The organism is Kurthia populi (assembly GCF_042686175.1).
Classification (GTDB): domain Bacteria; phylum Bacillota; class Bacilli; order Bacillales_A; family Planococcaceae; genus Kurthia; species Kurthia populi.
Genome location: NZ_JBHUOR010000010.1, coordinates 1 through 16,610, shown reverse-complemented (window position 1 = coordinate 16,610; position 16,610 = coordinate 1). Strand labels below are relative to the sequence as shown.

Below are 16,610 nucleotides of genomic sequence, written 5' to 3'. Positions count from 1 at the left end.
GTTGGAGATTCATATCGTTTAAAAGACCATTTAGCATCTGATGATGCGTGATTTTGTGCACCTTTAAGTAAGCGTTTATGTACATAGATTAGTTGACATTTATAAGCTCGAAATTATATGAATGGATAATGGAAAGACAGATAGGTTTTTCAAAAAAAGATAAACTCGTTTCTACTATTGTCGGATGATGGAATGAATCCAGATTAGGCTCACAGCAAAAATGTTCTAGTGGCATGTCTGTATTGTTTTTTAAGAAATAATGTTCTTTTTCACCAGTTAGTAAATGATTTAAGATATAATTCATTGGTACTTACCTCACTTTCGTATATAGTTCGTAAAAATAGATAGGAGCATGACATGGATACACAATTTCACTCGTTAGAAGGACCATTTATCCACTTTACAATAAATAATGAATTATTTCAGCAGCACTATGACCAGCTAGCTAAAACCGCTCCGAGCGACTTATTCCATACAATGATTGATGGGAAAGACTGCTTGAGCACAAAGGCGTTATTTAAAACATTTTCTAAGAAGCTCGCGTTTCCAGATTATTTCGGGAAGAACTGGGATGCATTTAATGAATGTATAAATGACTTAGTGAGTAGGGAGGGGTATTCTGCGAAACTAAAATAAAATCAACTAAATTAGCACTAGAACTCGTCAGAAATTTAAACCAGACATAGTTAATAATCTATTTGGAAATTCAGTAGCTAAGACGACTATCGTTTTAGCTTTTTTTAAATTCTCTATATAAGCATTTACTTATGTAAAAACGAGTGCTATATTAAATAAGCAAATACTTATATATAGGAATGGAGGAAGCTTTGTTGAATGAATTGGAGCAAGTATTAAAAGCAATGGCGGATAAAAATCGTTTAATTTTACTAGCTTGTATGAAAAACGGCGAAGTGTGTGTCTGTGATTTTGTCGATGTATTGAAAATTTCACAGCCAGCAGTTAGTCAGCAGCTTAAAAAGCTAAAAGATGCAGGGATTATTAAAGAGCGGAAAGATGGTACGTGGAAATATTATCGTATAGCAGAAGAGATATCACCGGTTGTAAGAGCCGTTATTGATACACTTGAAGCAGACAATACGTGTCATTGTGGTGGCAATTTATGTTCTTGTTAGCGAGTCTTTTATTTATCATCACCTTACTTTTTGTTATTTGGCAGCCGCGTGGATTAAATATTGGCTGGTCAGCAATGGCTGGAGCAGTAATTGCGTTGTTACTAGGCATTGTTGATTTTTCAGATGTAGGAACGGTTATTGGTATTACATGGAATGCTACTTTATCCTTTATTGCAATCATTTTGATTTCCTTAATTTTAGATGAAATTGGCCTGTTTGAATGGGCGTCATTACATATGGCACGTATCGCAAAAGGAAATGGCCTCAAAATGTTCATCTATATTAGCTTATTAGGTGCAGGGGTTGCAGCTTTATTTGCGAATGATGGAGCGGCCTTAATTTTGACGCCGATTGTCCTAGCGATGGTACGGAATCTTAAATTTAGTGAAAAAATGATTTTCCCATTTATTATGGCGAGTGGGTTTATCGCAGATACAACGAGCTTACCGTTTATCGTAAGTAATTTAGTAAATATTGTTTCCGCTGATTTCTTTAGCATCGGCTTTGTAGAATATGCTTCGCGAATGATTATTCCGAATCTATTTTCTTTAGCCGCGACAATTATTGTCCTTATGCTGTATTTTAGAAAAACTATTCCGAAAACCTTTGATGAAACGATGCTAAGAGAGCCGAAGCTAGCGATTAAGGATAGAAAGCTATTTCATATTTCATGGGGGATTTTAGCGATTTTAGTCGTTGGTTATTTCACAAGTGAATGGCTTCAGGTGCCCGTGTCTCTGATTGCGGGTCTTATTGCGATTTTCTTTTTAATTATGGCAAGACAAAGCAAGGTTGTAAATACGAAGGCGGTTATAAAAGGGGCTCCTTGGAACATCGTTTTCTTCTCGATCGGTATGTATGTCGTCGTATATGGCTTAGGAAATGCAGGGTTAACAATTCAACTGGCGCATGTTATTGAATGGACAGCTGAACAAGGGTTATTGATTGCTACAGTAGGTATGGGCTTTATTGCGGCCTTTCTGTCATCGATTATGAATAATATGCCAACTGTTATGATTAATGCATTGGCCATCGCGGAAACAGCAACAGATGGCACAGTGCGAGAAGCATTAATTTATGCGAATATTATCGGCTCAGATTTAGGACCGAAAATTACCCCAATTGGATCGCTGGCTACTTTAGTTTGGCTTTATGTGCTTTCAACGAAGGGTATCAAAATCTCCTGGGGGACTTATTTTAAAACAGGCATTTTACTAACGGTGCCGATTTTACTCGTGACATTACTTGGACTATATTTAACATTACAAATTTTTTAGGAGCGTGTAGAAGTGAATAAAAAAACAATTTACTTTTTATGTACAGGGAACTCATGTCGTTCTCAAATGGCGGAAGGCTTCGCAAAAAAATATTTGTCATCTTGGCAAGTCGAGAGTGCGGGCATTGAGGCACATGGATTAAATCCGAATGCAGTGAAAGCAATGGCTGAGGTTGGTATTGATATTTCGAACCAAACATCGAATGTGATTGATTCGAACAAGTTGAATCAGGCGACTCTTGTTGTGACATTATGCAACGATGCGGCAGATAAATGCCCTGTAATACCATCGAATGTAAAACGTGCACATTGGGGATTTGATGATCCAGCAAAAGCACAGGGAACAGAAGCGGAAAAATGGCTTGTTTTTCAACAAGTTCGCGATGCTATTGAAGCAAAAATTCAAGCATTTGCATCAGAAAATAACTAATACGTATTCAAACGCGTGGTGCTAAAAATAAATAAGCGTATCCATGCGTTAAGAAATGGGGAAGTAAGATGGAATTACCAATTTTAAATAATCAAGCGTGCTGTACACCTGGCACGAGTTGCTGTGAAATGAAATACCCTGTAGCAATTCTAGGGGCGGGCCCTATTGGTTTAGCTGCAGCAGCGCATTTACAGACATATAATGTACCGTTCATTCTATTAGAAAAAGGAGATGTCGCTGCCAATGTAGCCACTTGGGAGCATGTGCGCCTATTTTCACCGTGGGAATACAATGTAGATAATGCCGCTAGAAAGTTATTAGAGGAGACGGGCTGGACGATGCCTGACCCTCAAGCTATTCCTACAGGCGCTGCATTACGACATGACTATTTAATACCCTTAAGTAAACAATTTAAAGGCCGTCTTTATACAAATGAAGAAGTCATCGCCATTACAAAACTAGACGCAGATAAAATGAAATCGGTAAATCGTGAGGCGAAGCCATTTTTAATCTTTACGAAAAGTAATCAAGCAACGAAAACATATAAGGCAAGTGCGATTATCGATGCTACCGGAACATGGGGACACGCTAACCCAGCCGCAAGTCATGGTGTTTTTTTACCGTCTGAACGCAAGCTAAGCGAAAAAATAACTTATCAAATTCCTAATGTAGTGGTACAGTCGATGCGCTATGCAAATAAGAAGGTAGCCGTTATTGGGAGTGGTCACTCCGCGATAAACTCCCTTTTACAATTAGTAAAGTTAAAAGAGAATTACCCACAGACAGAAATTACGTGGATTCTTCGAAAAAATCAAGTAGAAGAAGCTCTTGGTGGAGGCGTGGATGATGAACTAGCTGCACGTGGTGAGTTAGGGTTGAAAATAAAAGAAATTCTTTCAAATGGCTCTATCCAAGTAAAAACACCTTTTTACGTTCAAACGATTTTAGAAAAAGAAGAAGGTGTTGTATTAAAAGGGACAGAGCAAAAAATAGGGCCTTTTGATGAATTAATTGTGAATACGGGGAATCGACCAGATTTCTCATTCCATGAAGAGCTCCGTTATACAACAGACCCTGTGACAGAAGCAGTACCCGCCTTGGCTGATTTAATTGATCCAAATCACCATAGCTGTGGTAGTGTACCTGCTCATGGTGAAAAGGAATTACGACAACCCGAACCTAATTTTTATATTGTCGGCTCTAAGTCATATGGCCGAGCACCTACATTTTTAATGGCTACAGGGTATGAGCAGGTCCGTTCGATTGCCGCTTCGATTGCAGGTGATACAGAAGCTGCTCTAAATGTGCAACTGTCACTACCTGAAACAGGCGTTTGTCATACAGGCATTGGTGGCGGAGGGTGCTGCCAGTAACTATCTATTTTTTTGTTTCGTATAATTGAGAAAAGCAGCTAATCAGCTGCTTTTTTTTATCCCATTTAATTAGCGCCAAATATTGACGAAAATCGTATCGGTTTTTGTGACTGGTTCAACATTTGATGAAGGCTCTTCTGCTTGAAGACTCATTGTAAAAAATGTCCCAACTACGGCAAGAGCTACAAGAATATAGGTTATTTTTTTCTTCATGGAAAATCCATCCCTTTCTGTTTTAGGGTCTACTACAAATAGTAGCATACGTACGACGAAAAAAACGATTTTTGTTATTTTTACCCATTTTTTCTACCGAAATAGAAAAAATTTCTATACAATAAATAGAAGGGGGAATTTATATGTGGCAGCAGCAGATGATTACTACGCAAAGAGGGCAGTTTGAATATTTTGTGAAAGGTGAAGGGGAGCCGCTAGCGATTACCCACTTTTACTCAGCTTTTAATGAAATCGGCAATTGGTTTGCGGAGCCATTTACCGCACATTATCAGGTGTTTTTAATCAATGTGCGAGGTGCCGGGAATTCCGTACCTCTCGATAACGATGAGCAAATGGCGCTAACAGAGGTCATTAAGGATTTAGAAGCGGTGAGACAGGCACTCGGCTTTATGTCATGGGGCTTTGCGGGCCATTCAACGGGTGGAATGCTGGCATTACAATATGCTATTGAAGCTCCGGATGCATTGACGAAATGTATTTGTGGGAGCAGTGCAGCAAGTAAAGCCTATGCGAGTCATCCGGCGAGTATCTATTGTCCGGAAAATCCACATTTCACGCGAATAATTGAGATTATGGAGGAGTTGAATGATCCACAAACGACTCGAGAGGAGCGCGTGTCATTGTCATTTGAATGGACACTTCTTTCCTTTACAACGAGAGATAATGTAGAGCGCGCATTAAAAATTCCTAATAGTGGCCGTACAGTAGGTCGCGCGCTTGATTACTTTAGAAAAGTCGCAGTTAAGACCTTTGATTTACGTGCACAATTGCCACAAACGATCGTCCCTACCTATGTGTTTTGTGGTAGACAGGATGCACAGTGTCCGGTCGAATTTAGTTATGAAATTGCGGAGCTTTTGCCAAATGCATCTTTGACGATATTTGAAGAGTCGAATCATTTCCCGTTTATGGAGGAGCAAGAGGCTTTTTCTCATTTTGTAGAAGCAACCCTACGTGCACCGCAACTATAATTTAGAAAGGATGATAAAGAAACCGATGTATGGAAAGATATTTTTAAATGGATGTTTTCGTGTTCTATATGACAATATGACGGAAGACTTGCAGCAAAAGTGGCGCTTTGAGGAATTTGAACAACTCGCAAAAAAGGAAATGGCCCACTTTCACGGCGCTATTGCCGAAACACAAAAGTTTAATAATAAGTTTTATGAAGTGTGGACGAAAAAACCAATGTCAAGACAAGTACATATTGCATCAGATGAAAATGGCGAAATTTTTCAGTTTCGTTTTGTAGAGACGCCTTCTGGTATGAAAAAAACACGCAACCACTATAAACCACCAGTTAAATTGAAGTGGATATTGATGTCACAAGCAATGCTACCAACTTACATAACAGGAACACTGAATTTCACAAAGGCTGCTAACCCGCAACATCCATCGATACTTGAACAGCAAGATGCATTTGAAGCAAAAATTGTAGCACCTGCAGATGGTCGTGTTGTGGATGTTGTTTCAACTATTCCAAATAATAAAATCGGTATGCGAAATGAAAACGACCGGTTTGGTAACTATATTGTGATGGCGCATGAGCGCGGCGAATATAGTATGCTGGCACATCTTTCGACAGATAAAATAGCTGTCGAAAAAGGACAGCATGTGCAGACTGGCGATGTGATTGCGCGCGCTGGCAACTCGGGTGATAGTGTATTTCCGCATGTGCATTTTCGTGTGATGGACCAGCCAGACCCACTGTATGCAAAGCCGCTCACTATTCTCATGCCAAAACATCAGGAATTTGAACACCTTGATAACGCTTTGATTGAATTTGCGGGTGAAATGGTTGACAGTATGAGTCAGTTTGCTTTTATTGCAGTCATTCGAAAGCTAGTGCGCAATCTAGTCGATTTTTCGTAGCTTGAAATTTTTGGATAATTAGTATATGCTAGCTATACAAAACAAGGAAGGGATGATGAATGGAATGAACAAATAACCTATTTTTAAACGTAAAATGTATATGCATTTTCACTTAAAATAGGATTCGTTTGTCCATTTATTATCTCTTATACGTATCGATAATGACTTGGAATCCTTCTGGCTTTTTTCAGAGGGATTTTTTAATTGTTAATGTATATGCATTCACCAACTAAGGGGGGAATGGATATGCCAATTACATTGAAAGATGTACAGTTTAGCTTTGATGAATTAGAAAAACCGCTTTTTGAACAGGTGAATTTAGTGCTTGATACACAGTGGCGACTTGGATTAGTTGGACGAAATGGTCGCGGAAAAACGACATTATTAAAATTATTAATGAATGACTATGCGTATAGTGGAACGATTTCTTCAACGACAGCCTTTCGCTACTTCCCGCAAAAGCTTTTGCATCCGGACTGGCCTGTTTATACGGCGATTGATGAAGTGATGCCGATTGAACAGTGGAAATTTGAGCGTGAGTGTCAGTTGCTACAGTTAGAGAAGGACATTATTTGGCAGCCATTTGAGCAATTGTCAGGCGGTGAGCAGACGAAGGTATTGCTTGCGGCATTATTTTGTGATGAGGCTAGTTATATCCTCCTAGATGAGCCGACGAACCATTTAGATGCACAGGGCCGCGCATTGTTAGCTACGTATTTGAAGACGAAAAAAGGTTATTTAATAGTGAGCCATGACCGTCATTTTTTAGATGAAGTGATTGATCATGTGTTAGCGATTGAGCGCAGTCAGCTTGTGCTGTATAAAGGGAATTTTTCAACATATCGTCAGCAAAAAGCGCACCAGGACCACTATGAACTAGCGCAAAATGAGCGACTTAAAGCGGAAATTCATCGCCTCGATCGGACGGCTAAGGAGAAAGCTCAGTGGGCAGCAAGTAAAGAGGCATCTAGTCATGATGCACAGGTACGAGCAGATGCCGCGCGTATGATGAAGCGTTCGAAGGCAATTGAAAAACGTGTAGCAGCGCAGGTGACTGAAAAAACGAAACTTCTACACAATATTGAATCGGTGAGTGATTTGACGATGAATTGCCTAGTTCGTCATCGGAATCCTGTGCTACGTGTGAAGAATTTGACGCTGAGCTACGGAGATGTGTCGTTATTTCAGCCGATTTCCTTTGAGCTCTATCAGGGCGAGCAATTAGCGATTACTGGCGCGAATGGAAGCGGGAAAACGGCATTGCTGGCGTATTTATTTACAAAGAAATCTGACGGTGAGGTGACGGGGGAAGTTCTAATATCACCACAGCTCACGATGAGTATGGTGAAACAGCAGTATGAGTATGTCGGAACATTAAAAGCATTTGCGGCGGAGCAGAAAATTGATTATACACATTTTCTAACGAATTTGCGTGTGCTTGGTATGGAGCGCGATGTCTTCAACGTACCCATTGAGCGTATGAGTGCGGGGCAGAAGAAAAAGGTAGCCTTTGCGAAGTCATTAGGACAGCCAGCGGAGCTTTATTTATGGGATGAGCCACTTAATTATTTAGACATATGGAATCAGCAGCAAATTGAAAAAATGCTTCGGCACTATAAGCCTACATTGCTCTTTGTCGAGCATGACCCGCAATTTATTGACAGTGTAGCGACCAAAATAGTAGAGCTAAAGCGCTGAAAAATAAAAAGAGGCTGGTAAAGCCAATCTTTCCTATGAGCATAAGAAAAACCGGAATCGTGCGGTGGCGCGGTGCCGGTTTTTTTGCGAACGCTAAAAAAGAAACATGACGTGTTTTGTCTCAGCCTTTCATGATTGCTGGGAAAGGTGGTTCCACTTATTTTTACTGATGGGTGGTATTTTGTATGAGGAACCGACATGCTGTAAGATTTTTTGATAGGCATTCAGCTTATGTAAATCGATTAACTCATACATATCTGGGTACACAAAATCTTGCATAATGAAATTGGTGAAATCATTTGTTTCAATGAGGTCCGCGAAAAATTCATGAACATATCGAGAGTCCACGGCTGATAATGGTTTATCGTCTACAATGTAAAATTTAAAAACATTTTCAACGATTATTAAATCTTCTTCCTGCATAGAGCAAAGTGGGTCAAGTTGCAAATCCTGCTCGCTATAGGGCTGTCTCGTATCTTCAAGAATCGTGATACAAATCAATGCGCCGTCTTTAAAAACGTTAAAAATTTCGAGTTCATTTAAACGAAGTGTTCTTGTAAGTGTAATCAATTTGCAGCTCCTTTTAGGATTTTACGACTTCTTCTTATAACAAAGAAAATAAGAAATAGAAGCGGAATGAGTTGAAAAGTGAGAAATCCTTTAAAAAAATCAATAATGGTAGTATCTGGTCCACCAGCTAAGAGGGTGCCACCTATATAAGATATAGGGGCTACAATTAAATTGACGCCAAGTGCGATTAAAATGGCTGAATGCATAATGGCACCGAAAACAATGACGACAATGCCAATAATGGCCACGAATGATAGTGGCATAAGATGCACTCCCTAATGTAATTTAATTATTATGTATTTGCAGTAGGCTGCTTTTTAATTAGGTTAACGATTTTTAAAATAATAAAATAGAGAAGAATCAACAGCGGTATAATTTGGACGAAAAGAAATCCTCTAAGAAAATCAGCTAGTGTACTCCCTGGTGCGTCAGTCGCCATTGTGCCGATAAATAATGCATTAGGTGCTACGATAACATTAGCGCCAAGTGTAATGATGATATTGGAATATTTTATCGCTCCGAAGATAACGAGACCAATACCAATAATAGTAGGAATGAAAAAATAGAAAATAATTAGCCCTCCTTTGTATAGTAAGTATAACAATACAATGATGGAATTCGGCTGTTTTTAATAATAAATAGCCAAATAAGGAACAAAATGCTAATTTATCCGTTCGATTTAACAGGAGGGGAAAGTATATGAAAAAAATAATTGCATCTGTTCTTCCAGTAATCGCACTTTTGATGTCAGGCTGCGCTGAGGATACAACAACTGCTAATTCAAAAGAAATGCTTGCTTACAATTCTTTAAGTGACGACGACCAAAAACGTATTGAGGTTTCGCCAACAAATTCGACGGTTAAGAAAATAGATGTGAAAGATGCCTTAGTAAAGGCGATTGAGTCCGATTATGCAAAAGACAAAGCCTATGAAATTGTCTTTCTGGATTCTAAAACGAACAAACAAGGAAATGTCGTTGTTTATTTGGATGATCGTGGCCACGAAGTTATTGGACAAGGTTCTTTAGCAAAATAAAAAATCGGCACCACGATAGGTGATGCCGGTTTTTTTCAATAAGCACCATTAATTGAGGTAAGTACTTATAAAAAAAGAACCGTTTGAAACGATTCTTCGGTCCGTTATTTTGTTTTTTTCTGCGTGATGATACGGACGATTTCTAAAACGATTAGTAAAACAAAGCCAATCACATAATAAATGGCTAAATCACCACGACCACCTGCATACGTAATCCAGCAAAGTGCTGCGATAACGACTGTGATAATGATTAAAAAGAGAATTCGTGCTTTTGACATCATACATCCGCTTTCTATTAAATATTTCTATTTCATTATAACATGAAATTTGTGGAAAATAATATATTTACAAATTGTCCTAAGTTCGTTATTATTTTAATTATCAGAAAATTCTTGAATTTAGTTTTAGGGGGATACATATGAAAATTTTAGAATCAATTAGTCAATTCGCAGGGAAATATTTTGCGGTTCTTGTTTTACTAATCGCCGTTATTGCATACTTAACACCATCTACATTCGTTGGATTCGCGCCGTATATCACGTTATTACTAGGTATCGTGATGTTCGGTATGGGCTTAACATTAAAGGGAGCAGACTTTAAATTAATTTTGACGCATCCAAAGCCTGTCATTATCGGCTTAATCGCACAATTTACGGTTATGCCACTAACAGCAGTTGCGATTGCATACATGTTAAATTTACCACCACAATTAGCAGCGGGTCTTGTACTATTAGGCTCTGTACCTGGTGGAACTGCTTCAAATGTTATGGTTTATTTAGCAAAAGGGAATGTGCCATTATCAATTACAATGACATCTTGCTCAACAATTTTAGCACCGATTATGACACCGGCATTGCTGTATTTCCTTGCAGGTCAATGGATGCCAGTTGATCCAATCGCGATGTTTAAATCGATTATTTTAGTAATTATCGTACCGATTGTGCTTGGTATTATTATTCAAAAATTAATGCCAACTGTTGTCGAGAAAAGTATTTCGGTTGTGCCATTAATTTCGGTTGTGGCAATTATTATTATCGTTTCAGCAGTAGTGGGTGGCAATCAGCAAAATATTGCTTCTGCAGGTATTCTTGTATTTTTAGCGGTATTCCTACACAACGGAGCAGGGCTATTACTCGGTTATTTTGCAGCGAAATTAATGAAGTTAAGCGTGCAAGACCGTCGTGCCATCAGTATTGAGGTTGGTATGCAAAATTCTGGACTAGGCGTATCACTTGCGAAAGCGCATTTTGCGGCAGAGCCGATGACCGCATTGCCAAGTGCCTTTGCGGCGGTATGGCATAATATTTCGGGACCTATTATCGCGACGATTTGGGCAAATCGACAACCAAAAAAATAACGATGAAAGCCAGGCACTAGACGGTGCTTGGCTTTTTTTTGCATAATGGGTGGATGAAAGGGTGATTTTGTGGAGAAATGGGATGTCTACGATAAGCATCGTATGAAGAAAGCGAAAAAAATCTATCGCGGCGAGCCAATGGACAGTGAAGAGTATCATTTAGTCGTGCATGCCTGTATTTTTAATCAGCAGGGAAAGATGCTCATTCAACAGCGCCAAACATTCAAAGATAGCTGGCCAAATTTGTGGGATGTTACTTGTGGTGGTAGCGCACTTGAAGGGGAAACAAGTCAGCAAGCAATTGGTCGAGAGCTGTTTGAGGAAATTGGACTGGCGCATCAATTTGACAAAATGCGGCCGCATATTACGGTTAATTTTGAGCGTGGCTTTGATGATTATTATTTGTTAGAGCGAGAGGTTGATATCGAACAACTAGTGCTGCAGCCAGACGAGGTACAAGCTGTAAAATGGGCTAGTCATCAGGAAATTAAAGAAATGATGGCCGAAAAGCAATTTGTACCGTATTATACGGGGATACTCGACTATTTATTCGCAGGGCGCCATGCATTTGGCAGCGTACGAATTTATTGAACTACCCCCACTTAGCCGTTCTTCGAACGTTGCTTGAAGTGGGAGATTCCTACGAACAGTGTTTGCTTGTTTCCAGTTGCTCGAAACAGCGGCTTCACTTTTTTTAGTAGGCTATCCCCGTCGTTCCTACGGTTGTTGCTTTAAAAGTCTTAACCCTTCGATTAAGATATTCTTACTTGCATTAATATCTCGGTCTAGTGTCGTACCACAAGATGAACAAGTCCACACACGAATAGCTAATGGTTTCTTGCCATCTCGATGACCACAGGCATGACAAATTTGGCTCGATGGGAAGAATCTGTCGATTTCAATAATTTTTCTACCGAACCATTTCGCCTTATATTTTAGCTTGGTCACAAATTCAGACCATGACACATCGGCTATCGCTTTTGCCAACTTATGATTTTTCAACATGCCTTTTGTGTTTAAGTCTTCAAGACAGATGACGTCATAGTGACGAATCAATGCCGTTGACAGTTTATTTAAAAAATCTTCACGTTGAAACGCGACACGCTCACGCAAACAAGCCACTCTACGACGTTGCTTTTGATAGTTCATGCACGCACGTAAATCACGACCCTCTTTTTTCGCTTGCTCATAGCGACGGGACAATTTGCGCTGCTCACGTTTTAACTTCTGCTCCATTTTGTCTGTAAAGCGTTGGTTATCCACTCTACGTCCATTAGACAGAATCGCAAAATCGGTGATACCTAAATCAATTCCTACAGCTTCATTTGTTTGAGGCAATGGCTTAAAGTTTGGTACTTCGCATTGGACAGACACGTAAAACGTACCACTCGCATTGTATTTAATCGTTGCGCGCATAATGCGACCTTCAATATCACACGACTTCGCAAATTTTACAAGTCCTAATTTTGGTAGCTTCATTTGATTACCGACAATCGCAATATTGTTATTCGTATTCTTCGTAGTATAACTTTGAACTGGATTCTTTTTACTTTTGAAGCGAGGATAGTTATTTTGCTTTTGAAAGAAACGTTGAAAAGCGTCTATTAAATTTTCATAAGAGGCTTGTAATGCCACACTATCTACATTACGTAACCAAGCGGTATCATCTTGTTTCTTCATTTTCGTGAGCATTTTGGACATAATGGAACGATTCAATCCTTTTCCTTCTTCTTTATAAGAAGTATTCCACAACTCAAGAAAATGGTTGTAAACAAAACGACAATGCCCATGGGTTTGATGGATGAGCGCTTGTTGGTCTTTAGTTGGGTAGATACGGAATTTATACGCTTGATGTGGCATGACAGACACCTCCTTTTTCGAATAGTATAATAGGAACAGATGTTCTTTTCAACAAATTAGTACTGGCAGAATCATTGGGTTCGCATTCATCTCCTCCCTACTCACTACGTTCTTTGAGGGAGGGGGATTCTGCGAAGAAATGATAAATACTTTAGACCATTTTGCCGCATTGCTTTTTGAATGTTTGATAAGAGCTACACTGACAATCATACCGCCGATAATTAACATAAGAAAATACCAAAATCCCATATAAATACCTCCTTATTTGTTAGTAATACCAACGTATCGTTCGTGTGAAGGTTGCATCATTTGAAGTCTTAAAAATTTCTTGTCATCAGATGCTCGTTGAAATGAATAATTTTTTTAAGTTCCTTTAACACAATGCATCAATATAAGATTTTCTCGAAGTTTTTACTATATGTAAGTATAAAAAAATACAACAATCTCGAAAGACTGTTGTACTTTTTTTATTTTTTAAGCCCTTTATAGCCGATGAACAGAATCAGGAACCAAACTGGTGCTACATATAAGGCGACGCGCATTGCAGGAATGAAGGCCATTAGGACAACAACCATTAATAGGAATGCAAGTGCAATATAGGAAGAAATCGGATGCCAAGGCATTTTGAATTGAAGAGCAGATACTTCTTGTTTTGATTTTGATTTACGGAATTTAATTTGTGTACATAAGATAATCGTCCAGCTCGTAATAACGGCAACTGTTGCGACGGCAGAAATGTAGGTGAAGACTTGCTCTGGCACAATATAGTTTAGGACAACGCCGATTAGAAGCATTGCAGACGAGAATAAAATCCCACGTACAGGTGTCCCGTTTTTACTAACTTTCTTGAATACCTTTGGACCTTGATTTTGTAGTGATAAGTTGAATAGCATACGACCAGAGCCGTATAGACCACTGTTGAATGCAGATACTGCAGCGGTAATAACAACGAAGTTAATAATATGTGCGGCTGCAGGAATCCCAATACCATCGAAAATTTGCACGAATGGGCTACCATTTGAACCAACTTCAGTCCAAGGGTAGATGGCCATCATTACACCAAGTGCCCCAATGTAGAAAATTAAAATACGCCATACGATGTTGTTGATTGCTTTTGGTACCGTTTTTGTAGGGTTTTTCGCCTCGCCTGCTGTTACCCCAACAAGCTCAACACCACCGAATGAGAACATAACTAACACGAAACACATAAGCAGGCCTTCAAAGCCGTTTGGCATGAAGCCACCATGTTCCCACAGATTGCTAATGCCGGTTGGCTCGCCGCCATTACCAACACCAAAGAAAATGATGCATAAGCCGACTAGAATCATCGCAACGATGGCAACGACCTTAATCATCGCGAACCAGAATTCAAATTCACCATAAATTTTTACAGCTGCTAAGTTGATCAGTGTCATTAATACAAGGACAACAAGTGCTGTTACCCATTGTGGAATGTCAGGGAACCAGTAATTGATATAGACGCCGACGACTGTTAGTTCAGCCATCCCAACGACAATCCACATGAACCAATACGTCCAGCCCGTTAAGAAGCCAGCAAATTTTCCTAAATATTTATTCGCATACGTACTGAATGAACCGGAAATAGGCTCAGCTACAGCCATTTCACCAAGCGCACGCATAATTGTAAAGATAACTAAGCCACCAATTAAATAGGCTAATAATACAGCAGGTCCAGCTAATTGAATCGTTGAGCTTGAACCATAAAATAAGCCGACCCCAATTGAGCCACCAAGTGCAATTAACTGCATATGGCGATTGCTTAACCCACGTTTTAATTGTGGTTCTTCATGATTTTCTTTCATAACTTTGTACTCCTTATAGTGTGGATTTTTCAAATGATTTGTGCAAAAAGCATAAAAAAAACGTCCCTTTGGATTACCCAAAAGGACGATTCAACTCGTGTTACCACCTTTAATTCATAAGCAACTTACATTGCTTACCTTAGAAAGTACAGTCAATACATGACGATACTTTTGCACATGATTACGGATGCCTACCGGTGTAGCCTACTTAGAATCAACTTTTCGGTACACAGCTCCAAGATGAATTCTCAATCGTTTTACATGCACCTCTCATCAAACCGGTAGCTTTCTGTCTGTAAAAATAAATTGATACTATTTCTTTTCATAGCCTTTGTTTTATACAAATGTTTTGAATTGTCTTTAATTCTATCGCAACTAAAAATTTTGTCAATATAATACGATGGAAAATAACATCATTTTTATAGAAAGGAGGTTTTAATAAGTCATTTTATTCGGTAAAGTGGAAAAAAAGAGACATATTATTTTAGTGATTATCGCGCTATTTAAGTATTAACTAAATGGATTTGACATGCAAATTAATAGCTGTATAATAATGTAAAATTATGAGAGGGGGGCTTCATTTGACCATAGTATTTAGAAAATCAGAACGAGCGGATATTGATGCGTTACTACCTATTCAGCAAGCTGCATTTCAAGAGGATTTGATGAAGTATGACGACGTTGAAACAAATCCCGCTTGTGAAACATATGAGAAGCTAGCGGAAAATATTCGCGCCTTTCATCATTTTACGATTTTAGATGATAACGAGATTATTGGTGCTCTTGATGCACGAGGCAATGATGAACGCATGCATATCGACAAATTATTCATTTCACCAGCCTATCAAAATAAAGGACTGGGCACGATGTCGATACATTTTTTAGAGGAGAAATTTCCGAATGTGAAACTTTGGACACTGTATACGCCGTATTTAAGCTTTCGAAATCATCATTTTTACGAGAAGTTTGGCTACAAAAAAACAAAGGAAACACAGCTATCACCAAAATTGATTTTATTTAAATATGAAAAATAGGCTGGGACAAAGCACGTTATTTTTCTTTTTTAGCGTTCACAACGAAAAACCGAAATCGCGCCACAGTGCGATTTCGGTTTTCCTTATGCTCATAGGAGTGGTTGTTTTTACACGTATGTCCCAGCCTTTTTTTAATTAATCAACTTCTCGCAATACATTTTCGAGTTTTTCCACGCGAGTTGTTAACTCTGTTACTTGATTTTGAAGTGTAAAGGTTTGTTGCTTCTCAATTTTTAATTTTTCCTCTGCACGTTTCATGTTCTTCTTGTAAGCAACGAGTGCAAAAATAATTAAAATAATCGGTATTAAAAGAATACCAAACATTATTGCTGTAAAAAACATATCGCCCATATTTGTCATCTGTTAATTACTCCATTCGTTTAAATTTGTTTACTGATTCCTTATGGCTTGCTATTGTTTTGAGTCATCCTCCTTGGTTTTTTTCTTCAATGTAAGAGATGGTGCTAGGGTAGAAATAAGTGCCTCATTTAATTCCAGTTCGAATGAATTTAATGTATAGTATTTCGCTGCCTTCCCACTATCGAGCAATTCCATATCACTTGAAACAATGTGTGCCTCTTCAAGTTTTTGTAAATGTAAGTAGAGAAGGGGCCTGCTCATGCCAAGCTCTCTCGCCAACTGACTCACATATTGCTTGCCAGTCGCTAAAATACGAATAATTCTCAAACGATGTGGATTAGACAAAGCCTCCAAAAACAAAAGTAGCTCGTCGCCATTAGTAATAGGTTTCATATGTAATAATTATATTACAGGTGATACGAAATGTAAATAGATGGTATATAATTATTATTATGTGATAGATTGTCAAATTAACTGCACCACTTCACATTCAAATGCATCCTGTGTGGTATTCCAGTTGAGGCACTTTCTTGGTCGATTGTTGATCAATGAAAG

General features: G+C 38.8%; 22 protein-coding genes and 1 other annotated feature. Of the genes, 12 read left to right on the top strand and 10 right to left on the bottom strand.

The genetic code is table 11. The annotated features are described in order from the left end of the window. Positions 1-357: 357 nt before the first annotated feature. The 5 genes from ACFSY7_RS02160 to ACFSY7_RS02140 all read left to right on the top strand — a co-directional run bounded on the left by ACFSY7_RS02160 (position 358) and on the right by ACFSY7_RS02140 (position 4,212). The gene (locus ACFSY7_RS02160) at positions 358-636 is read left to right on the top strand and encodes a barstar family protein (protein WP_380146635.1); all 279 of its coding nucleotides are present in this window, start codon (positions 358-360) and stop codon (positions 634-636) included. A gap of 224 nt (positions 637-860) precedes the next feature. Next, a complete protein-coding gene (locus tag ACFSY7_RS02155) occupies positions 861-1,133 on the top strand; it encodes an ArsR/SmtB family transcription factor (protein ID WP_380146636.1) in 273 nt (90 codons plus the stop codon). Next, entirely contained in the window at positions 1,121-2,410 is a 1,290-nt protein-coding gene (locus ACFSY7_RS02150; protein WP_139994704.1) for an arsenic transporter, read from the top strand. Before ACFSY7_RS02155 ends, ACFSY7_RS02150 begins: the two co-directional genes overlap by 13 nt. 12 nt (positions 2,411-2,422) lie before the next feature. Further along, positions 2,423-2,839 (top strand): arsenate reductase (thioredoxin), encoded by a 417-nt coding sequence (gene arsC / locus ACFSY7_RS02145; RefSeq protein WP_380146634.1) that lies wholly within the window; start codon positions 2,423-2,425, stop codon positions 2,837-2,839. Positions 2,840-2,907: 68 nt separating this feature from the next. Beyond that, entirely contained in the window at positions 2,908-4,212 is a 1,305-nt protein-coding gene (locus ACFSY7_RS02140) for an NAD(P)-binding domain-containing protein (protein ID WP_380146633.1), read from the top strand. 69 nt (positions 4,213-4,281) lie between these two features. Here ACFSY7_RS02140 and ACFSY7_RS02135 read toward each other — a convergent pair whose 3' ends face one another. After that, positions 4,282-4,425, bottom strand: a complete 144-nt coding sequence (locus ACFSY7_RS02135) for a hypothetical protein (protein WP_380146632.1) — start codon at positions 4,423-4,425, stop codon at positions 4,282-4,284. A gap of 143 nt (positions 4,426-4,568) precedes the next feature. On the opposite strand from ACFSY7_RS02135, the gene ACFSY7_RS02130 reads away from it, so the two are divergent. The 3 genes from ACFSY7_RS02130 (at position 4,569) to abc-f (ending at position 8,016) form a co-directional block, all read left to right on the top strand. Then, positions 4,569-5,417, top strand: coding sequence for an alpha/beta fold hydrolase (locus ACFSY7_RS02130; RefSeq protein WP_380146631.1), 849 nt, complete (start codon positions 4,569-4,571; stop codon positions 5,415-5,417). A gap of 76 nt (positions 5,418-5,493) precedes the next feature. Continuing rightward, on the top strand, positions 5,494-6,318 hold the full coding sequence (locus ACFSY7_RS02125) for a M23 family metallopeptidase (protein ID WP_380146630.1): 825 nt from the start codon (positions 5,494-5,496) through the stop codon (positions 6,316-6,318). A 246-nt stretch (positions 6,319-6,564) separates the two neighbouring features. Beyond that, a complete protein-coding gene (gene abc-f, locus ACFSY7_RS02120) occupies positions 6,565-8,016 on the top strand; it encodes a ribosomal protection-like ABC-F family protein (protein WP_380146629.1) in 1,452 nt (483 codons plus the stop codon). A gap of 129 nt (positions 8,017-8,145) precedes the next feature. On the opposite strand, the gene ACFSY7_RS02115 is transcribed toward abc-f, so the two are convergent. Genes ACFSY7_RS02115 through ACFSY7_RS02105 form a run of 3 tightly spaced genes read right to left on the bottom strand, consistent with a single transcriptional unit; the run spans position 8,146 to position 9,190 of the window. Then, a complete protein-coding gene (locus ACFSY7_RS02115; RefSeq protein ID WP_380146628.1) occupies positions 8,146-8,586 on the bottom strand; it encodes a terpene synthase in 441 nt (146 codons plus the stop codon). Beyond that, complete coding sequence (locus tag ACFSY7_RS02110; RefSeq protein WP_380146627.1) at positions 8,583-8,849, bottom strand: hypothetical protein; 267 nt, start codon at positions 8,847-8,849, stop codon at positions 8,583-8,585. The genes ACFSY7_RS02115 and ACFSY7_RS02110 overlap by 4 nt, the downstream gene beginning before the upstream one ends. A gap of 29 nt (positions 8,850-8,878) precedes the next feature. Continuing rightward, positions 8,879-9,190, bottom strand: a complete 312-nt coding sequence (locus ACFSY7_RS02105; protein WP_380146626.1) for a hypothetical protein — start codon at positions 9,188-9,190, stop codon at positions 8,879-8,881. A gap of 95 nt (positions 9,191-9,285) precedes the next feature. Here ACFSY7_RS02105 and ACFSY7_RS02100 point away from each other — a divergent pair, with 95 nt between their 5' ends. Beyond that, complete coding sequence (locus tag ACFSY7_RS02100; protein WP_380146625.1) at positions 9,286-9,621, top strand: hypothetical protein; 336 nt, start codon at positions 9,286-9,288, stop codon at positions 9,619-9,621. Between the two features lie 104 nt (positions 9,622-9,725). On the opposite strand, the gene ACFSY7_RS02095 is transcribed toward ACFSY7_RS02100, so the two are convergent. Beyond that, complete coding sequence (locus tag ACFSY7_RS02095) at positions 9,726-9,899, bottom strand: hypothetical protein (RefSeq protein ID WP_380146624.1); 174 nt, start codon at positions 9,897-9,899, stop codon at positions 9,726-9,728. Positions 9,900-10,039: 140 nt separating this feature from the next. Between ACFSY7_RS02095 and ACFSY7_RS02090 the strand changes: the two genes are divergently transcribed. Continuing rightward, complete coding sequence (locus ACFSY7_RS02090) at positions 10,040-10,978, top strand: bile acid:sodium symporter family protein (protein ID WP_126990407.1); 939 nt, start codon at positions 10,040-10,042, stop codon at positions 10,976-10,978. 69 nt (positions 10,979-11,047) lie between these two features. Next, positions 11,048-11,569 (top strand): NUDIX hydrolase, encoded by a 522-nt coding sequence (locus tag ACFSY7_RS02085; RefSeq protein ID WP_380146623.1) that lies wholly within the window; start codon positions 11,048-11,050, stop codon positions 11,567-11,569. Between the two features lie 126 nt (positions 11,570-11,695). Here ACFSY7_RS02085 and tnpB read toward each other — a convergent pair whose 3' ends face one another. The 3 genes from tnpB to ACFSY7_RS02070 all read right to left on the bottom strand — a co-directional run bounded on the left by tnpB (position 11,696) and on the right by ACFSY7_RS02070 (position 14,661). Beyond that, entirely contained in the window at positions 11,696-12,838 is a 1,143-nt protein-coding gene (tnpB, locus tag ACFSY7_RS02080) for an IS200/IS605 family element RNA-guided endonuclease TnpB (protein ID WP_380146622.1), read from the bottom strand. A 48-nt stretch (positions 12,839-12,886) separates the two neighbouring features. Beyond that, positions 12,887-13,087 (bottom strand): hypothetical protein, encoded by a 201-nt coding sequence (locus ACFSY7_RS02075; protein ID WP_380146621.1) that lies wholly within the window; start codon positions 13,085-13,087, stop codon positions 12,887-12,889. 218 nt (positions 13,088-13,305) lie between these two features. Then, on the bottom strand, positions 13,306-14,661 hold the full coding sequence (locus ACFSY7_RS02070) for an amino acid permease (RefSeq protein WP_126990405.1): 1,356 nt from the start codon (positions 14,659-14,661) through the stop codon (positions 13,306-13,308). A gap of 78 nt (positions 14,662-14,739) precedes the next feature. Then, positions 14,740-14,996, bottom strand: a binding site (T-box leader). A gap of 246 nt (positions 14,997-15,242) precedes the next feature. Between ACFSY7_RS02070 and ACFSY7_RS02065 the strand changes: the two genes are divergently transcribed. Then, entirely contained in the window at positions 15,243-15,695 is a 453-nt protein-coding gene (locus ACFSY7_RS02065; RefSeq protein ID WP_380146620.1) for a GNAT family N-acetyltransferase, read from the top strand. Between the two features lie 135 nt (positions 15,696-15,830). On the opposite strand, the gene ACFSY7_RS02060 is transcribed toward ACFSY7_RS02065, so the two are convergent. Then, entirely contained in the window at positions 15,831-16,055 is a 225-nt protein-coding gene (locus ACFSY7_RS02060; protein ID WP_380146619.1) for a hypothetical protein, read from the bottom strand. 51 nt (positions 16,056-16,106) lie between these two features. Beyond that, the gene (locus ACFSY7_RS02055; protein WP_233600551.1) at positions 16,107-16,400 is read right to left on the bottom strand and encodes an ArsR/SmtB family transcription factor; all 294 of its coding nucleotides are present in this window, start codon (positions 16,398-16,400) and stop codon (positions 16,107-16,109) included. Positions 16,401-16,610 lie beyond the last annotated feature (210 nt).

Bases quoted from the DNA above. Each gene is read 5' to 3' on its own strand.
- ACFSY7_RS02110 (WP_380146627.1), bottom strand. From the start codon at position 8,849: ATGCCACTATCATTCGTGGCCATTATTGGCATTGTCGTCATTGTTTTC.
- ACFSY7_RS02100 (WP_380146625.1), top strand. From the start codon at position 9,286: ATGAAAAAAATAATTGCATCTGTTCTTCCAGTAATCGCACTTTTGATG.
- ACFSY7_RS02075 (WP_380146621.1), bottom strand. From the start codon at position 13,087: ATGGGATTTTGGTATTTTCTTATGTTAATTATCGGCGGTATGATTGTC.
- ACFSY7_RS02090 (WP_126990407.1), top strand. From the start codon at position 10,040: ATGAAAATTTTAGAATCAATTAGTCAATTCGCAGGGAAATATTTTGCG.
- ACFSY7_RS02135 (WP_380146632.1), bottom strand. From the start codon at position 4,425: ATGAAGAAAAAAATAACCTATATTCTTGTAGCTCTTGCCGTAGTTGGG.
- ACFSY7_RS02155 (WP_380146636.1), top strand. From the start codon at position 861: ATGGCGGATAAAAATCGTTTAATTTTACTAGCTTGTATGAAAAACGGC.
- tnpB (WP_380146622.1), bottom strand. From the start codon at position 12,838: ATGCCACATCAAGCGTATAAATTCCGTATCTACCCAACTAAAGACCAA.
- ACFSY7_RS02150 (WP_139994704.1), top strand. From the start codon at position 1,121: ATGTTCTTGTTAGCGAGTCTTTTATTTATCATCACCTTACTTTTTGTT.
- ACFSY7_RS02160 (WP_380146635.1), top strand. From the start codon at position 358: ATGGATACACAATTTCACTCGTTAGAAGGACCATTTATCCACTTTACA.
- abc-f (WP_380146629.1), top strand. From the start codon at position 6,565: ATGCCAATTACATTGAAAGATGTACAGTTTAGCTTTGATGAATTAGAA.
- ACFSY7_RS02070 (WP_126990405.1), bottom strand. From the start codon at position 14,661: ATGAAAGAAAATCATGAAGAACCACAATTAAAACGTGGGTTAAGCAAT.
- ACFSY7_RS02095 (WP_380146624.1), bottom strand. From the start codon at position 9,899: ATGTCAAAAGCACGAATTCTCTTTTTAATCATTATCACAGTCGTTATC.
- ACFSY7_RS02060 (WP_380146619.1), bottom strand. From the start codon at position 16,055: ATGACAAATATGGGCGATATGTTTTTTACAGCAATAATGTTTGGTATT.
- ACFSY7_RS02125 (WP_380146630.1), top strand. From the start codon at position 5,494: ATGACGGAAGACTTGCAGCAAAAGTGGCGCTTTGAGGAATTTGAACAA.
- ACFSY7_RS02140 (WP_380146633.1), top strand. From the start codon at position 2,908: ATGGAATTACCAATTTTAAATAATCAAGCGTGCTGTACACCTGGCACG.
- ACFSY7_RS02130 (WP_380146631.1), top strand. From the start codon at position 4,569: ATGTGGCAGCAGCAGATGATTACTACGCAAAGAGGGCAGTTTGAATAT.